Origin of the sequence: Bacillus sp. FSL K6-0069 (genome assembly GCF_038007785.1) — a bacterium.
GTDB classification, from domain to species: Bacteria; Bacillota; Bacilli; order Bacillales; family Bacillaceae_G; genus Bacillus_A; species Bacillus_A mobilis.
Genome location: NZ_JBBOXN010000001.1, coordinates 2,182,991 through 2,206,328, shown reverse-complemented (window position 1 = coordinate 2,206,328; position 23,338 = coordinate 2,182,991). Strand labels below are relative to the sequence as shown.

The following is a 23,338-nucleotide window of genomic DNA, read 5'->3' as shown; positions in this document are numbered from 1 at the left end:
TCTTATCCCCAAGAGAAATGATAAATATATTCCCCCGTTACACTTTGATTAATCCCAATAATTCTAGCAAACCTCATTAAGTCCGCCCCCTGAAGAAAATACATCGCAAGCGTAACTGGTACTTGTGACCACATAAATTGATAAAACTCCTCGACTCTCTGGTTTGTTGAAACAATTAGATCATTTACAGGCCCTTGATTCCATACAGAAGTTCTAACTGAATTAAACGGAAGATCTTTCCCATTAACGACTATTCGTGCCATGCTTTGAGTTATGTCCACATCAATTCCCTCCATCATTACAAAAATCGGACCTGTGTATTTACTCCTATTGTTATAAATATTCTTTACTTTCATAAATGTCTAAGGCAAATCTCTATTTTTCACTTCTATTCAAATTAATTTATTTATTAAAGTAAAAAACAAATAAATTTTTAGTATTCAACTCCCGCAACTTGCATGACATTTAGATCTTTTATAACCTTGTTCACTTTTAACAATCTGATATGCAAAATTACATATCTTATTATCTCAATATCACTTTATTAACTACACTTTAATAAGAATCCATTTAAACACCTTGATAAATCAGCGTTTGTAAATTAATTCCTTATCCAGAAATCCACCCCTTTATCCTTAAACACTATATCCGAATAATTATATCGGAATTTCTTGCTGTATACACATCTATCTTTTTCAGGTATTATATACGAGAAGAGTAAGGTAAGAGTTACTCTTTGCCATTTTAGGAAAGGTCCTGTTGGAAACAACAGGACCTTTTTTCGTATAATTGCATTTTCATTTATTTCCGCCTTATAACTATTTCATTATTTATCAAAAACACTATGCTCACGTATCATACATCTGTAAATCAATGAATATGCATGCCCTTTACAAAGAAAATAAACAAGCACGTTTTTCGTCGTTTTAACGATAGCGCGCTTCACTCCTCTTCTTTATTTGGTTTCTTTGATTTTTCATTCTCTTCTTTCTGAGCTTTCTCCACTGCTTTTAAAAACACTTCCAATTCTTTTTCGTATTATTATCATTTAGTGAGGATAGATCACCTCCTCTTAGAAAGTATTCCATGATTACCAAGCTCAATAAGAAACACAAAAGCAACGGCACTCATGCACCGTTGCTGATTACATAAAATGAATTGGTATTTTCGTCATTCTTGCGGATCAGCTTTACAATAGCCATTGTGTATGAACATCGTTTTTTCTAGCATCTAGTTCACCGCCTTAAAAATGCAGGATTTCCCTTTCCAATATCGAATTGGTAACGTTTAGAAAGGGGGTGTAACATGGCGGAAATTAAAGTGGGACTTACACAATTTTTAGACTTCACACTAAAAAGTAGTGCAGCTAAAACAAATTTTGTAAAGAATTTAAAATCTCAACCTGAATATCACCCAGTTTTTGATTACTGGAAACAATTACGAGAAACTCTTATTAAATTTCATAAAAACGAACTACCTTTTGACTGTTTTGAAACATTAGTACAAACTGTTGACCAGAAGAAAAAGCAAAACTACATTGATGTTATAAAGCAGTACAAAAAATTTATTAAAAACAAAGACGTCTCTTGGTTTGATCCAGGTAAATCACATTGGTTATCAGATAATTTAATCGTCCGCTCATCACCTGAACTCGGTTTGCTCATTAACGATGAGCCGCATCTTATTAAACTGTTTTTCAAAGGAAAAAAAGAACGAATTGATAAATATAACATCAACTCAACACTGACATTATTAAATGAATCAACATTTTCAAATGAATATAACGATGTGAATTATACAGTCCTTAACATCCAAAAGAACAGAATGTATACGAATAACTCTATTAATAATGATCATTTAATAGCCCTTGAATCAGAAGCCCACCAGCTTTCTTATTTATGGAATAAGGTGTAAAAGGGTATAGGTATCTATTTCAATACATTGTTCATGCGTAATTTGGGCACAATTTTCACAAATCCAATTCGTTTCTTTTAAGTGAAGCTCACCTTCTTGTTTCTCACAAACAATGCAGGGTGGGCGTTTTTTGAAAACAATTTCTTTCACCATCTGTTAGTCACGCTTCTTTCACCCACATCACTTTATTTGGTTGTGATTATTGCTAGAACTCATATAACCCCGCCCTAACCTCTTCTCTCACAACTTCACGAATAAGTTCTTATAACAATTCCTCTAAATTCATATATGCATCCCCTACATCTTTTTTGAATTTCCTGCTTGTTGTTTCATTCACTCATAAAATTTATGAGTAATGATTATCCACCGTTTTCCTTCTCTAAGTACCGGAAAGAGATTGCTTGTTTTATCCGACATTACATTACAGGCGCTTCATAAACATCTGAGGAAAAGAACGTTATAACGATGGCTATCATGAATACAATTTGATCTATCCTACTTATACCTTAAAATTCAGAAGTTTGACACAGCTCATGAAAAAGCTTATAAAGAAAAGTAAGGTTCCTAATAATCGTTTCTATGATCTAAAAGATTACAAGTAAACGTTTAGTAGGTATCACACTGGGCACTTACCAAGATGTTGTACCAGGAATTTAAGAAACTGCGGTGAATCAATTTGCAAACGAATTATCCGGAAAGAAAACTCTCGTTAGAAGTTTTCGTTTCACAGCAAATACACCAACTAAACAACCAAAAATATTGATAGTGAAAAAGGAGAAACAAAACATGAAAGAAATCAAATCAGAACAGGAATTCAAAGACATCATCGCAAGTGAGGAGCCAGTAGTTGTTAAGTTCTTTACTACATGGTGTCCAGATTGCGTACGTATGGACAACTTTATCGGAGATGTAATGGAAGAGTTCAATAAGTTTGAATGGTATTCTATTAATAAAGATGAGTTCCCAAGTATCGCTGAAGAGTATCAAGTAATGGGTATTCCAAGTTTACTTGTATATCAAAATGGTGAGAAGCTAGGCCACTTACATAGTGCTAATGCAAAAACTGAAGAGCAAGTTACTGAGTTTTTAGAAGCATACTAAGATGAAAACCCTCTGAAAAATATTTTCTAGAGGGTTTTTATTTTTCCCAATCATCTTTCAGCGGTGTAATATACGAATTCACCATAATACATGTATCCTTTCCCCTATCCCCTCGATCCAAATCGCATTTATATCCTAACTTTGCACTTTACAACATATTTTTCCTTCGCGAAACTTTGTTATCCCCTTCTTAAAAAGCTAAAAAACGTCAACAATGTTTGTATAGACCCACACGAGTTTCGTTTGGTACTCTATTTATAGAAAGAAATTCCTTGTAGAAAGGTGAGTGATTAAAATGGATACTCTTTCTCATAAAGAAGCTGATAAAGGTGCAATTGTCAGCATTATGGCCTACATATTTTTATCCTCTATGAAAATCATCATCAGTTATATTACCCTCTCTAGCGCATTACGTGCTGACGGTTTAAATAACTTAACGGATATCGGTGCTTCTTTAGCGATATTAATTGGTCTAAAAATCTCTCGTAAACCTCGTGACCCAGATCATCCTTACGGGCATTCGCGCGCAGAACAAATTGCATCACTTGTTGCTTCTTTTATTATGGCAACGGTCGGATTAGAGGTTGTTATTAGTGCCATTCAATCTTTTTTCAATCCGAAACAAACAGCGCCTAATGTACTTGCTGCATGGGTAGCCTTATTTTCTGCTGTCGTTATGTATTTTGTATATTTGTATACGAAAAAAATTGCAGCGCGCACAAAAAGTAAATCATTAGAAGCCGCTGCGAAAGATAATTTATCAGATGCTCTCGTAAGTATCGGTACAGTAGTAGGTATTGTCGGTTCGCAGTTCCAAATGCCTATTTTAGATCCTATTGCTGCTTTACTTGTCGGCCTTATTATTTGTAAAACTGCATGGGAGATTTTCGTAGAAGCTTCTCATATGTTAACGGATGGAATCGATCCAGATAAGATGGAAGAGTACGCTGGTGCTATTGAACATATTGGCGGCGTGGAAAACATCGTAGACATTCGCGCGCGTATGTACGGGAATCAAACGTACGTTGATATTACAATTGAGGTTGATGCTCATATGGATGTTGGGGAAAGCCATTGTATTACTGACAACATCGAGGCTATGCTTCGGAAAAAGTTTGGCATTTACCATGCACACATTCATGTTGAACCAATGAAAAAAGAACCTATTATGACATAGGTTCTTTTTTCATGAACGTTTTATGAAATATAACACATAAAACGAGCCAGCTACCCCCAGCCGCCCATCCTGCTAATATGTCAGATGGATAGTGCACGCCAAGATAAATTCGGCTAACTGAAATAGATAATACAACAAAGCTCGCTATAAAAATAATCAACAATTTTTTATGCAATGTAATTCGTTCTTCAGTAATGGTGACGTAGGCAATAAATCCTAAAAAAGCAGTAGCATTCATCGTATGACCGCTCGGAAAACTATATCCAGTTGCCGTAACAAGCTGTGTTACATCAGGTCTTGCTCGTTCGTACCATAGTTTAAGCATACTGTTTAAGTAACGAGATCCATAATAATTAATTGTTAGAAGTAATGCACTAAGCAATTTTTTTCTAACGAGAAAATACATTACAAGAATAATGAGCAACGGAAAATATATTCTTTTGGAACCGATAAATGACACCCAAGTAAAATAGGCTGTCAAATAATCGTTTCGAAAACTTTGAATAAAATGCGCGACTATATTGTCAAATTTCTCAATACAAGCGGTATGATACGAAAGTGATAATACGACAAAACAAATGAGTAGCGTAGAACTTAACAAGTATAAATGTCGATATCGTTTCACATACATAACCTCACTATGCAAAAAATGGAGCGGTTGTTTTAGTTTTCCTCTCCATTTCTTTTTTATGCATAGTTTATTAAAAAATATAATTGTTAATTTTTTCTTTCATTGCTGGAATATCTTCATTCGTTACTGTAAAGCGAATCACTTTCTCGTCAAGATCAAGTGCTTCTGCAAATAAACCTGCTAATCCGCGGGATTTTCTGTCTACTTCCATAATAACCTCTAGTCGATCGTAGGCGCTTGGCAAGATTAATAATTCTAGTTCATCTAATTTCCCATAATACTCTCCGGAAACCGGAACAAACTCAAATTCTTGCGCAAATGGAACTTGCTTACGAAATTGATACGGTAATTCTTCACATTCTATATGACGCGCTTTAAAACCTAATTGTTGTACACCCTCTAACACACTATTTAATAATGCATTTGGCAACACTTGAATGTAATCACGATCACTTGGATCTATACTACGTTTAATATCAAGGCCTGTATGCACCCAAACTGTTTTCATGCCAAGTGTAAGCGGTGTTTCAACTGGCATTATAAATGAAAATGGAATTTCCTTTTTTTCATTCGGCTCAACAGAAAAAGGTTCTGTTAAACGAACTCGCTCTAGATCATATGTTGCTGTTACTTTTTTATCATCCACTTCTCGTACATACGATGTTGATAACGTTAAGTAAATGCTTTCAATTTGTTGGCTAACTGAACCTCCAGTTATATGAACCTTTCCTAGTATCTCTTCTCCAACAATATACTCATCTTTTTCAAGAACTGTATCTACTTTTGCATTACCAATACCAACGCTTGCTAAAAACTTTTGAAACATGGATCCTCCATCCTTTCTAAAGCAAAAGCTACATCTTTTTTTAAATCTTGTACATTTTCATAGTACGGCGTTTTTATTTGTAACATTCGCATAAGCATTTCACGGTTATAATTTTCTAAAGTTAATTCGTCATACCATGGTTTTTCATATTTTTCATTAGATTCATAGCCTGCATATAATAAAAATAATGAGAAATGACCAAGCGCATAAAAATCGCTACGAAACTGAACTTCTCGCATCAAAGCTTGTTCACCTTCATAAGTTGTAGCTCGTTCATCACCCTCACCCTTCAATTTAGCCAAACCAAAATCAATAATACTAATTCGATTTTCTTTCATTAATATATTCGGAATACGTAAATCTCGGTGAATAATACCTTTACTATGAAACACCGATACAATTTCTAATATATCGTATAAAATTTTAAAAACTTCACGTTCTGTATATACATACCCATCTAAGAAAATATAATCTTCGAAATTCTCACCCGGCATATATTCCATCACAAAAAAGCTTTTTTTCTCCCATACGAAATGATCATATAAACTAGGAATTGCATGATGATCTAATTTTTGTAAGATCATTTTCTCTTGTTCAAATGATCTTCTACCAGACTCATACCTTTGTTTACTTTGTCTTAATTGTTTTAAGACTTTATATCTATTTATTTGTAAATCATTAACGACATATGTAACCCCATAACTGCCCATTCCAATTACTGATTCAATTTTATAACGTTCTGCAACGATTGTATTTTTTCGAAGTGGTCTATCAAATAAAGCTAGTATACGATGCCATTTCATCAGCTACTTGAAAAGAAGCTACGGCTTTTACGCTTTCTTTTATAATGCTGATGGCCATAACCAGATGAACGTCGTTTATAATCGCTACTTGAATAAGAGCGACCTCTATGGCGATAATCACTACTAGAATACGAACGATATTTTTTCCTACCTAATAAAGAATCAATAATTTTTTTGAACATCCCTTCACCTCTTGAGTAAAATTTTCTTTTAATTATACCAACTATTACCGACTATATTTGTGACAAGTTTGTAAAGAGTAAAAAACGACGAGTAAACCCCGTCGCTACTTTCACTCATCCTCTTCATCAAACACTTCATCAATCATACATTTCTCTAATAGGTACTCGAATGTAATGTCTGCGAGATCTTCAATTTCTTCTCGTTTTGGGACGTATCCTCTTTCAATTAGTTGCTCATAAAAAAACTCCGCAATCTCTTCCGTATCAATTACGACTTCAATTTCCTTCATGAGCATCACTCCTTTATTTCTGTTTTATGAAAAAATCTCAAAAATATGTATATGAGATTAGAAAAATAGTTTTTCTTTTTTATAGGTCATATCCTTTGGACGAGATGCATACGATGGTAGTACAAGCTATCAAAAAGGGGGATTTAATTATGGAATACCAATATGAGGTAGAACAAGAAGTAGGACAAACAAAAGAAGAGTTCATGCATGAAGATCAATGGGCAGACTCTCTTATTAAATGGCTTTTTATTTTTTTAATAATTGTAGGCATACCTTATACTGCATATGTTGTTGTTCAATTCATTCTCTCTTTCTAGTTAACTATTTTTTCTCTGTCAATTTAACTAAATAATTATGAACAACATCCATAACAATTTTATATTCTTCATCTTTAAATGTATCGAATAACAATTGATAATCGTTATAAATATCAAGTAATCCATCAATGATTTCTTGACGATTTGTCTTAACACTCACTTTTTTTGAGTTGTTAATTGACTTTAATTTTCCTAAATCTAATTTATTCATACCAGCTTTATCTTGTTTCATTTTCTTCAAAATTGCATTTGCCGTTTGAGCATTGGCAAGTAACGTTAAATCTGATTCATCCGCTTCTAACCATTCACCATCCGTAATGCGTGACAATTCGTATATAGTATCTTCCCATGCGTCATTTTTATATCTCCATACTTCTGTACGAAAACCAACAATTCGAAACACATCTTTATCATATCCTGTTACTTGAACGAGATCACCAAATGTGAAATTATAATTTAATTCAATCCACTCAGTTTCACCTTTTTTCATATCTTGCTCTGAAACGTGCTGCAACGTTTGCTCTACGTAAAAGCCATCGTGATTATTGACTTCGTAAACGTAAACTCCATCTAAAACCTTCATATTTGTGATTTTACCAACGGTTCCATATAGCGTAATCACGACTATGTCCCCTACGTTATATTTAGGTTGCTTTTTCCTTGCCATCTATATCTCTCCTTTTTTTGACGTCGTGATTTTGATAACAGTATATGCAACCTACATAAAAACGCTTATCACAGAAGCGTATATTCATAAATTTTTTCAATAAAAAATATCACCATATGAAATTTTTTTTGCAACGTAAAAAAAGCTAGCAAATAGACTAGCTTCACGTCAAAATTTTCATATTGTTTTATCTCTCTTGTATGTATAAATCCCAAGCTTCATCAAATATAGACATACTTTCTAGCATTCCACTTAATTCTAAGTATGAACTAATTTCATCGTAATCTTCAGATTGCTTCGGAAAGCTTAAATCATCGTACATTGCCTCTGCTAAATTCGAAATTTCATTACTAAATAGAGCGGCACGATGCTTCATCATATAGTGGTAAAATGTCTTTTTCAAAAATATTCCCTACCTTTCTAACTTGGATACATTATACAAGGCAAAATAGAAAAAAACCAGCATAAAAGCTGGTTAAAAGTCGAAATAATTTCTTTTTAATAGACGTGGTCTTCCCATTAATTCTTCATATGTTAGTTGTTTTGGTAAATCTTTCGTATAAATTAGAAACAATTGATCTTCTATTTCTTTCACTGTTTGATCTGCTTGATAGTCCATACCACATGAGGAACAAGAAATGCATGGTGTCTCTTGGATTTCAATGGCTTTCGTACCATCTGGCAATTCCCAATATACAGTATTCAAGCTTTCTTTCGCTTCTGTACTGTCACACCACATACAATTCATACTGCATCACCCTCAGTTTTTTTGTCGTTTTCTTCTAATTTAGCCATTTGCGATTGATACTTTTTATCTTTCAGTTGATCGCGCTTATCACGTTTATCTTTTAGTGATGCATGAGTGTCATTATCTTCATAGTCTTTACGACGGTTCATACGCTGTAAGTCATCTGGAACAAGGTTAAATTTCTTATCACTCATAAGACCTGCAATGCCAACATCTGAACGTTTTTCTTCGTAGTCTGGATAGATTTCTTTAAAGTACCCTTCTGCTCTTCCTGGGATATAGCTCTCTGGCTCTGGATACGTTGTAATAACACCTTCAAAGTTACGAAGCACAACTTTATCTGCACTTTGCGAAATTAAATAGTTTGGTTGAAGCGCAATTTTGCCGCCTCCTCCTGGTGCATCAACAACGAATGTTGGAACCGCATAACCAGACGTATGACCGCGTAAACCTTCAATAATTTCAAGACCTTTAGATACCGGTGCACGGAAATGACCAATACCTTCAGATAAGTCGCATTGATAAATGTAGTATGGACGTACACGGATTTTTACTAAGTCATGCATAAGTTTTTTCATAATTGGAACGCTGTCGTTAATACCAGCTAAAATTACTGCTTGGTTTCCGATTGGAACACCAGCATTCGCTAGCATTTCACATGCTTTTTTCGACTCTTCTGTAATTTCAATAGAAGTATTGAAATGTGTATTTAACCATACTGGATGATATTTTTTAATAATGTTACATAAGTTTTCTGTAATACGCTGCGGGAATACTACCGGCGCTCTCGTTCCGATACGAATAATCTCGACATGCGGAATCTCTCGTAAATTTTTTAATACATATTCTAAAATTTTATCGTTAATAAGAAGACCGTCACCACCAGAAATTAATACATCTCGTACTTGTGGTGTATCACGAATGTAACCAATTGCATCATCTAATTGTTTCTTTGGCACACCCATTCCAATTTGTCCACTAAAACGACGGCGTGTACAGTAACGACAATACATAGAACATTGATTCGTTACTAAGAATAATACGCGGTCAGGATAACGATGTGTTAACCCTGGAACTGGTGAATCTTCATCTTCATGAAGCGGATCTTCTAAATCATATTTTGTTTTATATAACTCTTCCGAGATCGGTACAGATTGCATCCGAATCGGACAGCGTGGGTCATCAGGATTCATTAGCCAAGCATAGTACGGTGTAATATTTAACGGGATCGTTTTCGTTGAAATTTTAACGCCTTCTTCTTCGTCAGGTGTTAAATTAATCACTTTCTTTAAGTCATCTAACGTTTTGATCGTATTCGTTAATTGCCAAACCCAGTCATTCCATTGTTCTTCAGTAACATCCTTCCACAACTCGATATCTTTCCAGTGACGATTTGGTTTGTATACATCATGTAACATTGCTATTCCCCCTTTTTATACGCTCACCCTTTATATAAGCAATAGTTATGCCAACTTTACATTATTGATAAGTAAATGTACGGAGAACGCTATTACATAAGCAAAAAAATATTTTTAAGCATTGTATGAAATCCATACATACTATCATATTCATTACTTTTTATATATGTAAACGCTCTTTTATTGGTGCAAATACACAAAAACCGCCAATTATTCGGCGGTTTTGTCGTACTTACTCAGCTTATATTGCAGCGTTTGACGAGGGATACCTAACATTTTTGCAGCTTGTAGTATATTCCCTTCCGTTTCAATTAACGCTTGATCTATTAATTCTTTTTCCGTTTGATGAAGTGCTTCTCTAAGAGGCAATATGCTCCTCTTCTTCGGAAGATTCTCTTTCCGAAATATACGCGGTAAACAATTGGCTGTTAATGTATTACCTTCTGCAATTATGACAGCATGTTCAATCGTATGTTTTAACTCCCGAACATTTCCAGGCCATTGGTAAGCTTCTAGTCGTTCTTTCGCTTCCTTATCCATTTGAAGTACACCTTTTTTATAACTTTTATTATATTCTTTCAAAAAATAAGACGCTAATAATAATACATCCTCAGTTCTTTCACGGAGCGGCGGAATATATAATGAAAAGACATTTAATCGATAATATAAATCAGTGCGAATTTTATTCTCTTTTAAACATATTTCTGGTGGCTGATTCATTGCGGTAATAACGCGAACGTCTACTTTTCTCGTCTTATTATCACCAATACGACGAATAACACCATCTTCTAATACACGTAGCATTTTCGCTTGTAAATCGAGTGGCATTGAATTCAGTTCATCTAAAAACAATGTCCCTCCATCTACAAGTTCAAATAATCCCGCTCGTTCAATTGCCCCTGTATAGCTACCTTTCGTCGTTCCGAACAATAAACTTTCTAATAGCGATTCTGGCAAAGCTGCGCAGTTTTGTGCAATAAACGGCTTGTTCTTCCGTTTAGAAGCTTCATGAATCGCTTGTACAAATAGCTCTTTCCCTGTTCCTGTTTCCCCATATATTAAAACATTTGCATCCGTTGGGGCTACTTTTTGTGCTAATTCTTTCGTCTGTTTAAACCGAGCATCATTCGTCACGATCGTCTCAAATGCAATATGCTTTTTAATTGCTTTTTTTCTAGATGACCGCTTTATTTTCGACTGCAAATCGACAATTGTATCCGTAAGTTTTTGAACTGTGGAATAATCCTTAGCAATTTCAACAGCCCCAGCAATATTTCCATCTATAAAAATAGGTAACGTCGTATTTACTGTACAAATGTCTTCCCCATTTAAATTTTGATAATGTTGCACTTGATGAACGATTGGCTTTTTTGTATCTAGCACTTTCATCAACGTACTTGTTTCCCTAGATAAAGAAGGAAACGCTTCTAATAAATGTTTACCTAACACTTTTTCAATTTTTGATCCATCGTGTTTTGCAGCTACTGTATTATAAAAAATTGTAATACCATTTTCATCTACTGCGTGTATAGCCTCATCAATACTGCCCAAAATCGCTTCAATGACTTCTTGTGTCGAAACTGCTAGCAATGTCATCCCCCCTTTTGCCGAAAATTCAGCAATCACGTGCCGAATTTCCGGCATACCTATATGCGATTATAAGCATGACGATTCCGTTCTATTTTTATACCGTACTATTTAGACAAATCTTTCACCCATATATTCATATCTTCCAGCTTATCGAAAATGTAGCAATTGTTCGCCAGTCTTCCTGTATACGTATAACCTAACTGATGAAAGGCCGCATTCATTCCGAAAGAAAGTGATCGAGCAATTGTATAGGAGCAGAAAATCGATTTTTCTTGCAGTTCTTCTTCTAACTTAATTAGTAAACTTTTCATAAACCCATGCTTACGATATTCGGGTAACGTAGCACAATTCGTTAATTCTGCATTTCCTTCTTTTATATTCATTTCTGCAGATGCTGTACTAATTATTTTTCCCTCGAATTCATACACATAGTATATTGTATCGTCTTCTTTCATCGTTTGTTTTACATAACTTGCTTCGTTTAAAGGAGTCGGATAAACTTCAAATACTTTTCCAAAGACGACCGCTAATTCTTCCGCATCCTCTTCGGTCGCTTTTCTTAATAGAAATTTCTCTGGAACTATTTTTTCCTTTACTTCTTTTGCTTTAACTCCGCTTAAAATGGTATCTTCCTCAGCCCAATGAATACTATTTCGTCTTTCATCATTAATAAATTTCACGAAGAAGTATGCATCATGACCTTGAAAATAATGCGGTATTGTTGCTTCCAATAAAAAACCGAAAGAGAGCCATGTAGAAACATGCTCTCCCTTTCCTTTAATAATACATTTAGTGAAAGAATGCTTCTCTGCTAATTCGTCAATTGTTTTTACAATCCTCTCAATATTTCCTGTGTAGTGGTCTACTCGAATACGTTTATTAAAATAGTCTACAACGCCTTCTACTGTATAGCCATTCGTCTGTTCGCTAAAAGATTCATAGTATTTCATTTTTTCACCTCACACCAATCTAGTAATGTACATGCAATAACTTTTGCGGCAGCTATCATTTTATCAACTTCTATATATTCGTTTGGATAATGTGCTACTTTTGTCTCTCCTGGACCAAATACTATCGTTGGTACGCCTGCGATTTGTGTAAATAAACCACCATCAGTCCCCCAAGGAGACGCTTCAATAATCGGTTTGTTCCCTTCGATTTCAACAAAGTTATGCTCGAGTGTCGTAATTAACTCATGATTTTCTTCTAGTTCACCAGGTACCCATCTCGCCCCAAACCATTCTACTTCTACAGGATTTTCAACAAACCACTTGTCCACATCATTTAATTCAGCGATCCAATTCTCAAACTCTTCTTTTGCTGCCTCTATAGTCTCATTCGGCGCAATACCACATCTTCCTTCTAAAATTAACGAATCAGGAACAGAACTTGGCCAGCTCCCGCCTTCAATTTTCCCAATATTAATTGGAATTGGAATCGGGATTCCTTTAAATAATGGATCTGTAATTCGACCATTTCTCTTCTCTTCCAATTTTCTCAAATGATCTACAACAAACATACTTTTTTCAATTGCACTTACTCCTTCATAACGCGTTCCACCATGTGCTGCTTTGCCTTTCACATGTAGACGAAACCACATGGACCCTTGTTGTTTCGGGAAAAACTTCATATTTGTCGGTTCTGGAATAATGACACCATCCGCTTTATATCCTCGTAATATAGTCGCTAATGTTCCTGCCCCGCCGCTTTCTTCTTCTATTACACTTTGAAAATAAATATTTCCTTTTAATTCAATACCAGATTCAATAATGGCTTCCATCGCAAGCATTAGTGCGACGTTTCCGCCTTTCATATCCGTTGTTCCACGACCATATATACGATTCCCTATTTGCTCACCACTATAAGGGTGATGGTCCCACTGATTCACATCTCCTTCTGGTACGACATCAATATGTCCATTTAATATCATAGATTTTCCGTCGCCACTTCCTTTAAGGGTTGCCACTATGTTCGGGCTATCTGAAAAACTTGTACGCGGTGATACAAAATAAGGATGATCTTTCATTTTAGAAAAGGATGGTTCCCAAATATCTAGATCTAAACCTAGCTCACGTAATTTTTCAATCACAATTGCCTGCGCACCACTCTCATCACCAGATACGCTCTTTTCTTGAATTAATCGTTTTAAAAATTTTACGCTTTCCTCTTCATGACTCTCGATATAATCACAAATTTTCTTTTTTAATTGCTCCATATATTACATCTCCCTTCATTCAATTACTAGTAAGTTAGAGCCAATTTTGAAATCAGCTTCTGTATGTTGTTTTATATCTTCCACTGTGTATGGGCTCATTAACTCTTGTAAAATGAGTCCACCCTCCGTCACTTCCATAACTGCCATATCCGTAATAATTAAATCTACACATTTCTTTGAAGTTAATGGTAACGTACACTCCGAAACAATTTTTGCATTTCCGTATTTATCGACATGATTCATTACAACAACGACCCGCTTCGCTTTTTGTGCCAAATCCATCGCTCCCCCAATACCTGGAACGCGTTTTCCTGGGACAATCCAGTTCGCTAAATCACCATTCTCACTTACTTGTAATGAACCAAGAATCGTTATGTCTAATAAACCTTTTCGAATCATCCCAAACGCTGTACAACTATCAAAATAACTCGCTCCTGTAATTAGAGAAGTCGGTAAACCTGCTGCGTTACATAAATTTTCGTCTTCATTCCCTTTGCTTGGCGTAGGTCCCATACCTACAATTCCATTTTCCGCATGAAACATAACGTTTATATCGTCAGGAAGATGATTCGGTACAAGCGATGGTATACCAATACCTAAATTTACAATCATACCATTTTGTATTTCTTTCGCTGCACGCCTAGCAATCTTATCTCTCACTTCTACGCCCATACCCATTTCCAATTCACTCCTTCCGACGGTACGATATAATTTACAAATACTCCTGGGACAACAATTTCTTCTGGATCTAAACTTCCAAGTGGAACGATCTCCTCTGCTTCTACAATCGTTATATCCCCTGCCATTGCTACGTGAGGGTTCATGTTACGAGCGCTTTTATCAAACACAAGATTACCAAACGGATCCGCTTTTTTCGCATATACAATTGCAACCTCAGCAGTTAATGCTGTTTCAACTAAATATGTCTTACCATTCATTTCAACTGTACGTTTTCCCTCTTCTACAATTGTATCAACACCTACATCAACTATTACGCCTCCAAGTCCTACACCACCAGCGCGAATACGCTCTGCTAATGTTCCTTGAGGGGAAAACTCGATTTGTAACCTTCCTTCGTTTAGCTGTCTTCCTGCATTTGGATTTGAACCAATATGTGAGGTAACTAATGATTTTACTCTTTCATTCGTAACAAGACGACCGATTCCTACATCAGGAAATCCCGTGTCATTTCCTATTAAATTTAAATTTGTAACTTCTTTTTCTAAAATCGCCTGTATTAAAGATGGAGGGGATCCAATCCCCCCAAATCCTCCAAACATTAATGTCATATCATCGTGGAACAAAGAAATTACTTCCTCTATTTCTTTTAATTTACCGAATGTATTCGTAATAGTTGTCATGCGATACTATGCCCTCCTTTTTGCATCATTTCTTCTACACTTTTTGCAAAAATTGAAAGTAATTCATCTAACTCGGAATATGTAGTTGTCATTGGCGGTGCTACAAGCAGTGCACTATCTTCTTTTCCTGCTTGCCCTGAAACAGCTTGGTATAAAAGAAGACCATTTTTAGCTGCAACCGAAATAAGTTCTGACGCCTTTGTAAACGGTTGCAATTCTACTCCAATCAGCAAACCTTTTCCGCGTACATCAGCAATGATTGTCGATTGTTGCTGAACTTTTTGTAGTCCTTTTATTAAATACTCTCCTTTTTCTGCTGTTTTTTCAGGTAGATTATGTTTCTCCATATACTCAATAACAGCTAGAGCTGTTGCTGCTGATAATGGATTTGCACTTAACGTATGCCCACTCATAACTGAACGTGATCCTCGTAAAATTGGCTCCATAACACGGTCACTTACAATCGTCGCTGCCATCGGTGTATATCCAGCTCCTAAACCTTTACCAAGAGTCATAATATCCGGTTCTACACCCCAATGCTCCATCGCAAACCAAGCACCAGTACGACCAAGTCCAGTCATTACTTCATCGGCAATAAATAAAATATCGTAATGACTACAAATATCTTTAATAACTTTATAATATTCTTTCGGCGGGACAACTGCGCCTCCAGCTGCTCCGATAATCGGTTCAGCGATAAAAGCTGCGATATGTTCTGCACCAATTCTTTCAATTGATCTTTCTAGTTCAGTCGCACAAGCAAGCTGACAAGTTGGATATACCTTTTGCACCGGACATCTAAAACAATATGGAGCTGGAATAGTTGGATAATCTTCTAAAATTGACACGAAACGTTGTCTGCGCAGTGGATGCCCAGACATTGATAAGGCTCCCATCGTAATACCGTGATAACTCATCCATCGTGACAAAATTTTATGTTTCCCTTGAATACCTCGCTCTTGAAAATGCTGGATTGCAATTTTCATAGCTGTTTCATTTGCTTCCGTACCACTATTCACAAAAAAGCTCCAGTTCAAATCTCCTACACTTAAATCGCTTAATTTCTTCGCTAATTTTTCAGCTGGTTCACTCGTGAACTGTGATCTATAAACGAAAGCAATCTCCTCTGCTTGCTTTTTGATAACGTCCGCAATCTCCTTTACGCCATGCCCAATACCTGCCGTAATTGCCCCTGACGAGCCATCAAAATATTTATTTCCGTTTTGATCATACAAATACACACCTTTTCCATGTGAAATCATTGGATACGGCTGACCAACAAGTGGTTTAATTAAGTAATCGCGCATAGCGCTCCCCCATTTCTCCAATTTGTATATATATATGAAGAAAATTGACGTTTCTTTCATAAAAAAAGAACCCTCTGCGAAAGCAGTGATTTTATCAAAAAACTATTATAAAATATACAAATGAGTGCTTAATATCAACTTTAAAAACAGAAAATTCAGAACTAAATTCGAAGACCAACCCTTATTTATACGCTCAACTAACCCTCCTTTATATAAAATAAATGTTTCACTACATGTTTTCTTAACATAATGTCAGCTTCCTTCAATTGCCGACATTGTGTAAACTTCGACGAAACTCCCTTTAAACTCCTTCCTATTCTCCTACTTTATATTGCATATTTTCAAACAAATCTCGACAATTAATCCCACTAAATGCATAGCAATTATTTTAAAGAAACCAAGATTTCACATACATCATCATCCGTTTTATACATTAAAAAAAGAACCGATTAACCACATTAATCAGTTCGGCACGACGCTCTTTTATCAGTTAATACCTTCACTTGCTAACGTAAATAGAAACAATAGCATTACAAATTCAAATTTCATCCTACAGCCTAAAGCACAAAATCGTCCATAACTCCACTCACAAATCCTTGCGGGATATCCCCATCCCAATATTTCATTCCTTTCCTCAATTTCAAATTACCTTTCCTTTATAATTTATGTAGGACAATTATCACTTTGTATGTGTATTCGCCCATAATTTAAAAAATCCCTAGTTTTCTAAGAATTTTGGACATGTTTTCGATATTTCACTTATTTCACTCTTAAGTCTTCATTTCATAATCCGAACTTCATCAGCTCATTTGGAGGAAATATTATTGTGTCCTCTAGAAATTTATAACTCTCGTTCACCTAAACTACACTTACCATAAGCAATATTTTTTACTTATTTTCAACTTTCCTCCTTTTAGAAACAACTTTTTTGCATAACCTCTTTCTTGCTAAGCATATAGTGTTAATGATGACAAAGGAGGAATGTTCATGTCTCAATCTGAAATCGAAAAATATGGACAAGAAGCTGCACGTTACGAACAGCTCGCTCGTTACTATCAATTTCATAATCCGAAAAAATATGTAGAACTATATATGAAATATTATGATGCGCTTACGAAACTTGTACAGGCATATGAAAAAAGAGATTCACAAGAAGCTGCTTTACCATCACATATAAGGTTTTTTCACTCAGCCTCCAATACACCTGCGGTTGACATTTTAGTAAACGGACAAAAGGTTATTAAAAATATTTCATTTAAACAATTTAGTCCCTATTTAACATTAGTACAAGGTAAATACCGTATAGATATTGTTCCTGTCGACAATGAAACTCCCATCTTTTCAGCTTTAGTACCGATAATGGGAAATCACTCTTATACTTTTGCCGCAATAAATAGTGACAATCATCTACAATTACAACCTATGCTTGATAATACACATTTACCAGCTGGTCAAGCAAAAATACGCTTTGCACATTTTTCTCCGGATACCCCTGTTGTAAATGTAAGTTTAAAAGGTGGAGATCATTTATTTGAAAATGTACTCTTTAAACAAATTACAGATTTTTTAGAAGTTAGCCCTGGTACAGCAGATATTGAAGTTTCACTCGCAGATAATGCAAGTGTCTTGCTAACTATACCGAATTTCAAAGTCGAACCGAACATCATTTATACCATTTCAATTTTAGGTTATTCAACGAAGGATCCTAAATTAGAAGCCGTTATCCTTACAAATTAAAACAGTCTACACCATTCATTTGGTGTAGACTGTTTATTTTTGAAACTCAATTTGAAATTCTGTCCAATCGTTATCTGAACGACACATGATGGACCCTTTATGTTTTTCTACAATTTGTTTACATACAAATAACCCAATACCAGTTCCTAACTTTTTAGTAGTTACAAATGGTTCGAAAATCGTTTCTACATTTTCAGCTGGAATCATTGGTCCATTATTTTTTATTACAATTCGAATTGCCTGATCTTCTTCAAATACATCAACGATAATTTTTCGTTCTTCTTTTATCGATTCAAGAGCGTCAATTGAGTTCATTAATATATTTAAAAATACTTGTCTCACTTCACTCCGATAACCAACAAGCGGAATTGGGTACGGCAAATTCTTTTCAATCGATACATTTGCATTAACCAAACTCGGATATAAGAACTGTATAATATCTTGAAACAAATCATTAAGCCAAAATTGTTCTGATTCCGTCCACATTTCTTTTTTCGATACGAGTAAAAATTGCGAAATCCGAAAGTTTAATTGGTCTAATTCATGCGAAATAATATCTAAATACGATAAACTCGGATGATCTGCCTTTAATAATTTGACAAATCCCATAATCGAAGTAAGTGGGTTACGAAATTCATGTACAAAACTAGCTGACATTTGCCCTAATATCGTCAGCCTTTCTTTATGTGTTTCGTTAATATATTGCTGTTTTTCCTCTAAATTTCTTGATATAATTTCCGAGTATTTTAAAACAGTATAATAAATTAATTTGTCAAAACAAGTATGTATTTGAGCCATAATTGGTTTCAATTCACGTGCGCTAACCTCTAATTCACACATCGCTTCAAAAAGCTCATTTCTTCCCACGTTTGCATTATAAACAAAATCTCCAATATTCGCATCTGCTCCTGCACGTTCAATAGCAATTTTCTCGCATAATGGCTGAAGATAATCTATATCTTTTTCTTCCATTGTAAGTTCGATAATTAACTCTAATAAATCCTCTCCATTTTGAACTGCTTCTAGTTTAAATGGATCTTTATCGGAAATTATCATTTTGTTTTTCCAGTTCTCAACGAATTGGTGCCTGTTGTTTTTCAAGTGCGAACAAAATACTTCTTTAATATCCTTATCGATTGGAAAAACCCCCATTCCCTCCATTTCCATACGACGAACACCCTTTATATTTTGAATATTAACACAAAAAATGCGATTCGTTAATAGATTATTGTCACATTTTGTTAATATGTGTTGATAAAATTTTTAATGCCTTTATTAATTGTTTAGATTGATACATTCTATTTTCCTTCCTTTCATTCAATTTTTTTACATTCGATGCGACTTTTTTTGCATCCTGCCTCATTCTTTCGTACAATAGAAAATGAAAGGTGTGAAAAATATGGTAAATAAAAATGTGGAAGATTATCTCCAAGAAGGCATTTACGGCCAAAAGCAGAACAAACCAGAAGAACGTAATATGTATTTAACTACATTACGTGAGCGTGTAGAAATCGCTTTAACTATCGGTCAAGTAATGCAAAGTAATGTATATTCTGAAGTAGCTAGTAGCATGCGCTCTTCTCAATCATTACAAATATTCCTAAATGGTGGCATTGCTTACCCACATTTATCAAAATACATTAAATTAGCAAATGAAAAAAATGTTCCTTTTACAATTGTTCAAAATAAAGGTATAGAAACACCCATCGGTTTAGTATTATCCCATAGTACAGCTGTTGACAAAGAACAAATTTATGTAGAAGATGCTATTTTCAAACAAGAAATGAAGTAAAAGGTACACTTGATTAAATGAAATCGTATCGAGAAACGTAAAACAAACAATAAAAAACGAGTATGGAATCGTAAACATTTCCTACTCGTTTTTTATTACGATGTTTTAGCTCGATCTACTTTATTTTTTAATACACACTAATTTCATTTCTGTCATCTCTTCTATTGCATATTTAATTCCTTCACGCCCTGTGCCGCTTTCTTTCACACCACCGTATGGCATATGATCTACCCTAAACGTTGGAATGTCATTAATCATGACACCACCAACTTCTAACTCATCAATTGCACGCATTGCTTTAAACAAATTATTTGTAAATACACCTGCTTGTAGACCATAACGTGAATGGTTTACTTGCTCTATTGCTTCATCAAATTCTTTAAATGTATTTACTGTCATAAGTGGACCAAATACTTCTTGGCACTGTACAGATACATACTCTGGAACATTTGTTAATACAGTTGGTTCAAAAATCCTTGCATCATGTTTCTTACCACCGGATAAAACAGCTGCCCCTTCCTTAATAGCTTCTTGCACCCACATTTCAATTCGCTCTACATCTTTTTTCGAAATTAAAGCCGATACATCCGTTTCTTCAAGTAATGGATCACCAACAACAACTGTTTCCATCGCTTTCTTTAGCTTTGAAAGAAATTCATCCATTCTCTTTTCATGTACAAAAACACGTTGTACCGAAATACAAACTTGTCCATTATTAACAAATGCACCCCATTTTATACGTTCAATTAATTCATCTGTTAATTCTACATCTTCATCAATAATAACAGCAGCGTTTGATCCTAGTTCTAACGTAACTCGCTTTAACCCAGCCTTTGCCTTAATTCCGATTCCAACTTTCGGACTTCCCGTAAAAGTAATGGAAGCAACATCATCATTTGTAACTAGTGCCTCACCTACAGTTGAACCAGGACCAGAAATAATATTTAAAGCCCCTTTTGGCAATCCTGCCTCTTCAAATAGTTCAACTAATGCGTAAGACGATAATGGCGTTTGATCAGCTGGTTTTAACACAACTGTATTTCCAGCAGCAATTGCAGGGCCAACTTTATGTGCCACTAAATTTAATGGGAAATTAAATGGTGTAATAGCTCCTATAACCCCAATCGGTTTTCGTATTGTGTATGCAATACGTCCATCTGCACCAGGTGCTGCATCAAGTGGCAGTGTCTCGCCGTATATACGCTTCGCTTCTTCCGCCGCAAATTTGTATGTCTGAACGGTACGATCTACTTCTCCCCTCGCAGCACGAATTGGTTTTGCAGCCTCTTTTGCAATAATTTCTGCAAATTCTTCTCTTCTTTCATCCATTTTTTGTGCAACCTTCTCTAAAATAGTCGCACGATCATATGCAGATAATGTATTCATTTTTTTCATTGCATTTTTTGCAGCAGTAACAGCCTCTTGTACATCTTCTTCCGTTCCTTGTGCAATTTCCGCTAACGTTTCTTCAGAATATGGTGCGTATAATGGTTTATACGTGTTTACAGACTTCCAATCTCCATTTATATATAAATGCTTTTTCATAATTCTTCTCCTTCCAAATATATGTATACAACAATACTTCACCTAGTGAAAGGTATGACTTATGCCATTGTATCATAGCCCTTATACTGCCAAAAACATTATGCTCAAAAAAACTCTGCCATATAGCAGAGTCTACGAACTAATTTGTTCTTGAAATTTAATTTGTTTTTCATCTTCTAACATAACAATTGATTCTACAGTTTTTGTAACTTCTAGTCTCTTTATATAGTGTCCATCTAATTCTTTCACACAAAACTTATAATTTTCAATTTCAATGAAATCCTCTTCAGCAATTTCTATATTTTTCGTTAAAATCCAGCCACCTATTGTATCAACACCATTATCATCAATCGTTAAACCTAATAACGTATTCACTTCACTAACAAGCACTTTTCCCTCTAGAATTGTTTTCGTTTCACTAACTTGTTGAATTTCTGGCTGTTCATCTGTATCAAACTCATCTTGAATATCTCCCACTATTTCTTCTAAAATGTCTTCAACTGTAACAAGTCCAGATGTACCACCATATTCATCTATCAATATGGCAATATGCGTTCTTTCTTTTTGCATTTTTACAAATAAGTCGTGTATTGGGATAGAGTCGATAACTAAAATGATTGGCCTAATATACTGCTCTACTTTCTTATTACTTACTGCATTATGCTGCACAAAATCTGTGAAAATATCTTTAAAGTTTACAAAGCCTATTACGTGATCTTTGTCTCCATCTACAACTGGATATCTCGTATATTTTTCCCGAGACATTTTTTGCAAAGCTTCTTCAGCAGGCATTTCTTTACTAATAATATGCATCTCAGTTCGAGGTACCATTATTTCTTTTGCGATACGATCATCAAATTCAAAGATTTTATTTACATATTTATATTCAGATTGATTAATCTCACCATTTTTGTAACTTTCTGAAACTAACAACCGTAATTCTTCTTCTGAATGAACCTCATCGTGCCCTTTCGGTGGTTTCAGCCCTAACAATTTTGTAATAATTCGAGCTGATCCATTTAGGATCCAAATAAATGGAAACGCCATACGATAAAAGAAAATTAACGGTTTAGCAACAAATAAACTCACTTGTTCAGCTTTTTGAATCGCGAAAGTTTTTGGGGCCAATTCCCCTATTACAACATGTAAAAATGTAATAAACAAAAATACTAAAATTACAGCAAAAATGTCTGCCAGTTGAGTAGAAATGTTCAAATTCACAAAAAGCGTGTCAAACATTTGCTTTAAGGCAGGTTTACCAAACCACCCAATCCCCAGAGCTGTAACTGTAATTCCTAGTTGACAAGCAGATAAATATTCGTCTAAGTTTGTAATGACTGTTTTGACAGATGTTGCGCGATTATTTCCTTCTGCAATTAAATAGTCAATTCGTGAACTTCGCACTTTAACAATTGCAAATTCTGCTGCAACGAAAAATGCCGTTAAGGCAATTAAAACAATCACTATACTTATACTATATATGTCCAAATACTTCTCCTTACTTACATTGTAAGCAAGGAAGCCACCTCCTACTTAATTTTATTCAAGTGAAGTAAGCATTCTAATACTCTAACAAAATTCTACATTAGCAACCACCTTTTTATATATTATATGCATACATAAAAAAGATATTTATCATTATGATAATCTAATTCATTTCCCTTAGTCAAATGATTCTAAATCTTACGATAAAACATTTTTATATACACGATATATT

The 23,338-nt window shown here is 34.9% G+C and carries 25 protein-coding genes and 1 pseudogene; 7 read left to right on the top strand and 19 right to left on the bottom strand.

The features are described from left to right. Positions 1-2 precede the first annotated feature (2 nt). Complete coding sequence (locus tag MHB74_RS11300; protein WP_081110263.1) at positions 3-356, bottom strand: hypothetical protein; 354 nt, start codon at positions 354-356, stop codon at positions 3-5. A gap of 949 nt (positions 357-1,305) precedes the next feature. Between MHB74_RS11300 and MHB74_RS11295 the strand changes: the two genes are divergently transcribed. The 4 genes and pseudogenes from MHB74_RS11295 to MHB74_RS11285 all read left to right on the top strand — a co-directional run bounded on the left by MHB74_RS11295 (position 1,306) and on the right by MHB74_RS11285 (position 4,192). Next, entirely contained in the window at positions 1,306-1,914 is a 609-nt protein-coding gene (locus MHB74_RS11295; RefSeq protein WP_061678420.1) for a hypothetical protein, read from the top strand. A 397-nt stretch (positions 1,915-2,311) separates the two neighbouring features. Next, positions 2,312-2,571: pseudogene (locus tag MHB74_RS29205) on the top strand (site-specific integrase). A 129-nt stretch (positions 2,572-2,700) separates the two neighbouring features. Then, positions 2,701-3,015 carry a thioredoxin family protein gene (locus MHB74_RS11290; protein WP_000658777.1) on the top strand — a complete coding sequence of 105 codons (315 nt, stop codon included), beginning with the start codon at positions 2,701-2,703 and terminating at the stop codon, positions 3,013-3,015. A 295-nt stretch (positions 3,016-3,310) separates the two neighbouring features. Continuing rightward, on the top strand, positions 3,311-4,192 hold the full coding sequence (locus MHB74_RS11285; RefSeq protein ID WP_061678421.1) for a cation diffusion facilitator family transporter: 882 nt from the start codon (positions 3,311-3,313) through the stop codon (positions 4,190-4,192). Here the strand turns inward: MHB74_RS11285 and MHB74_RS11280 are convergent. From MHB74_RS11280 to MHB74_RS11260, 5 genes are all read right to left on the bottom strand, one after another. Then, positions 4,182-4,817 carry a phosphatase PAP2 family protein gene (locus tag MHB74_RS11280; RefSeq protein WP_061678422.1) on the bottom strand — a complete coding sequence of 212 codons (636 nt, stop codon included), beginning with the start codon at positions 4,815-4,817 and terminating at the stop codon, positions 4,182-4,184. The genes MHB74_RS11285 and MHB74_RS11280 overlap by 11 nt on opposite strands. 76 nt (positions 4,818-4,893) lie before the next feature. Then, complete coding sequence (locus MHB74_RS11275) at positions 4,894-5,649, bottom strand: sporulation protein (protein ID WP_061678423.1); 756 nt, start codon at positions 5,647-5,649, stop codon at positions 4,894-4,896. After that, positions 5,631-6,452, bottom strand: a complete 822-nt coding sequence (locus tag MHB74_RS11270; RefSeq protein ID WP_061678424.1) for a serine/threonine protein kinase — start codon at positions 6,450-6,452, stop codon at positions 5,631-5,633. The genes MHB74_RS11275 and MHB74_RS11270 overlap by 19 nt, the downstream gene beginning before the upstream one ends. After that, positions 6,452-6,634 (bottom strand): hypothetical protein, encoded by a 183-nt coding sequence (locus MHB74_RS11265; protein ID WP_000473374.1) that lies wholly within the window; start codon positions 6,632-6,634, stop codon positions 6,452-6,454. Before MHB74_RS11265 ends, MHB74_RS11270 begins: the two co-directional genes overlap by 1 nt. Positions 6,635-6,744: 110 nt before the next feature. Continuing rightward, on the bottom strand, positions 6,745-6,924 hold the full coding sequence (locus MHB74_RS11260; RefSeq protein WP_000658451.1) for a YozD family protein: 180 nt from the start codon (positions 6,922-6,924) through the stop codon (positions 6,745-6,747). Positions 6,925-7,073: 149 nt separating this feature from the next. On the opposite strand from MHB74_RS11260, the gene MHB74_RS11255 reads away from it, so the two are divergent. Further along, a complete protein-coding gene (locus tag MHB74_RS11255) occupies positions 7,074-7,241 on the top strand; it encodes a DUF3930 family protein (RefSeq protein ID WP_000456535.1) in 168 nt (55 codons plus the stop codon). Between the two features lie 4 nt (positions 7,242-7,245). Here MHB74_RS11255 and MHB74_RS11250 read toward each other — a convergent pair whose 3' ends face one another. From MHB74_RS11250 to MHB74_RS11205, 10 genes are all read right to left on the bottom strand, one after another. Then, positions 7,246-7,908: a hypothetical protein gene (locus MHB74_RS11250; protein WP_000101496.1), complete on the bottom strand. Its 663-nt coding sequence runs from the start codon at positions 7,906-7,908 to the stop codon at positions 7,246-7,248. Between the two features lie 187 nt (positions 7,909-8,095). Beyond that, positions 8,096-8,311, bottom strand: coding sequence for a YozE family protein (locus MHB74_RS11245; RefSeq protein WP_000750725.1), 216 nt, complete (start codon positions 8,309-8,311; stop codon positions 8,096-8,098). Positions 8,312-8,383: 72 nt separating this feature from the next. Further along, positions 8,384-8,656: a YokU family protein gene (locus tag MHB74_RS11240; protein ID WP_000995761.1), complete on the bottom strand. Its 273-nt coding sequence runs from the start codon at positions 8,654-8,656 to the stop codon at positions 8,384-8,386. Then, positions 8,653-10,074 (bottom strand): lysine 2,3-aminomutase, encoded by a 1,422-nt coding sequence (gene ablA / locus MHB74_RS11235; RefSeq protein ID WP_061678425.1) that lies wholly within the window; start codon positions 10,072-10,074, stop codon positions 8,653-8,655. The genes MHB74_RS11240 and ablA overlap by 4 nt, the downstream gene beginning before the upstream one ends. A gap of 210 nt (positions 10,075-10,284) precedes the next feature. Beyond that, positions 10,285-11,670 carry an arginine utilization transcriptional regulator RocR gene (gene rocR / locus MHB74_RS11230; protein WP_081110265.1) on the bottom strand — a complete coding sequence of 462 codons (1,386 nt, stop codon included), beginning with the start codon at positions 11,668-11,670 and terminating at the stop codon, positions 10,285-10,287. A 98-nt stretch (positions 11,671-11,768) separates the two neighbouring features. After that, positions 11,769-12,614, bottom strand: coding sequence for a putative beta-lysine N-acetyltransferase (ablB, locus tag MHB74_RS11225; protein WP_061678427.1), 846 nt, complete (start codon positions 12,612-12,614; stop codon positions 11,769-11,771). Beyond that, positions 12,611-13,879: a peptidase gene (locus tag MHB74_RS11220; protein WP_061678428.1), complete on the bottom strand. Its 1,269-nt coding sequence runs from the start codon at positions 13,877-13,879 to the stop codon at positions 12,611-12,613. Before MHB74_RS11220 ends, ablB begins: the two co-directional genes overlap by 4 nt. 15 nt (positions 13,880-13,894) lie before the next feature. Beyond that, on the bottom strand, positions 13,895-14,557 hold the full coding sequence (locus tag MHB74_RS11215) for a CoA transferase subunit B (RefSeq protein ID WP_061678429.1): 663 nt from the start codon (positions 14,555-14,557) through the stop codon (positions 13,895-13,897). Next, positions 14,542-15,240: an acetate CoA-transferase subunit alpha gene (gene atoD / locus MHB74_RS11210; protein WP_061678430.1), complete on the bottom strand. Its 699-nt coding sequence runs from the start codon at positions 15,238-15,240 to the stop codon at positions 14,542-14,544. The genes MHB74_RS11215 and atoD overlap by 16 nt, the downstream gene beginning before the upstream one ends. Then, positions 15,237-16,547: an aspartate aminotransferase family protein gene (locus MHB74_RS11205; protein ID WP_001205889.1), complete on the bottom strand. Its 1,311-nt coding sequence runs from the start codon at positions 16,545-16,547 to the stop codon at positions 15,237-15,239. The genes atoD and MHB74_RS11205 overlap by 4 nt, the downstream gene beginning before the upstream one ends. Before the next feature lie 987 nt (positions 16,548-17,534). Here MHB74_RS11205 and MHB74_RS11200 point away from each other — a divergent pair. Continuing rightward, entirely contained in the window at positions 17,535-18,284 is a 750-nt protein-coding gene (locus tag MHB74_RS11200; protein WP_061678431.1) for a DUF4397 domain-containing protein, read from the top strand. Between the two features lie 33 nt (positions 18,285-18,317). Here the strand turns inward: MHB74_RS11200 and MHB74_RS11195 are convergent, their stop codons facing one another. Further along, positions 18,318-19,451 (bottom strand): BA2291 family sporulation histidine kinase, encoded by a 1,134-nt coding sequence (locus tag MHB74_RS11195; RefSeq protein ID WP_081110266.1) that lies wholly within the window; start codon positions 19,449-19,451, stop codon positions 18,318-18,320. Between the two features lie 232 nt (positions 19,452-19,683). On the opposite strand from MHB74_RS11195, the gene MHB74_RS11190 reads away from it, so the two are divergent. Then, complete coding sequence (locus tag MHB74_RS11190) at positions 19,684-20,076, top strand: YueI family protein (RefSeq protein WP_000247570.1); 393 nt, start codon at positions 19,684-19,686, stop codon at positions 20,074-20,076. Between the two features lie 120 nt (positions 20,077-20,196). Here the strand turns inward: MHB74_RS11190 and MHB74_RS11185 are convergent, their stop codons facing one another. Both MHB74_RS11185 and MHB74_RS11180 read right to left on the bottom strand, forming a co-directional pair. Beyond that, complete coding sequence (locus MHB74_RS11185; protein WP_061678432.1) at positions 20,197-21,621, bottom strand: aldehyde dehydrogenase family protein; 1,425 nt, start codon at positions 21,619-21,621, stop codon at positions 20,197-20,199. Between the two features lie 132 nt (positions 21,622-21,753). Then, a complete protein-coding gene (locus MHB74_RS11180) occupies positions 21,754-23,109 on the bottom strand; it encodes a hemolysin family protein (RefSeq protein ID WP_061678433.1) in 1,356 nt (451 codons plus the stop codon). Positions 23,110-23,338: the final 229 nt, after the last annotated feature.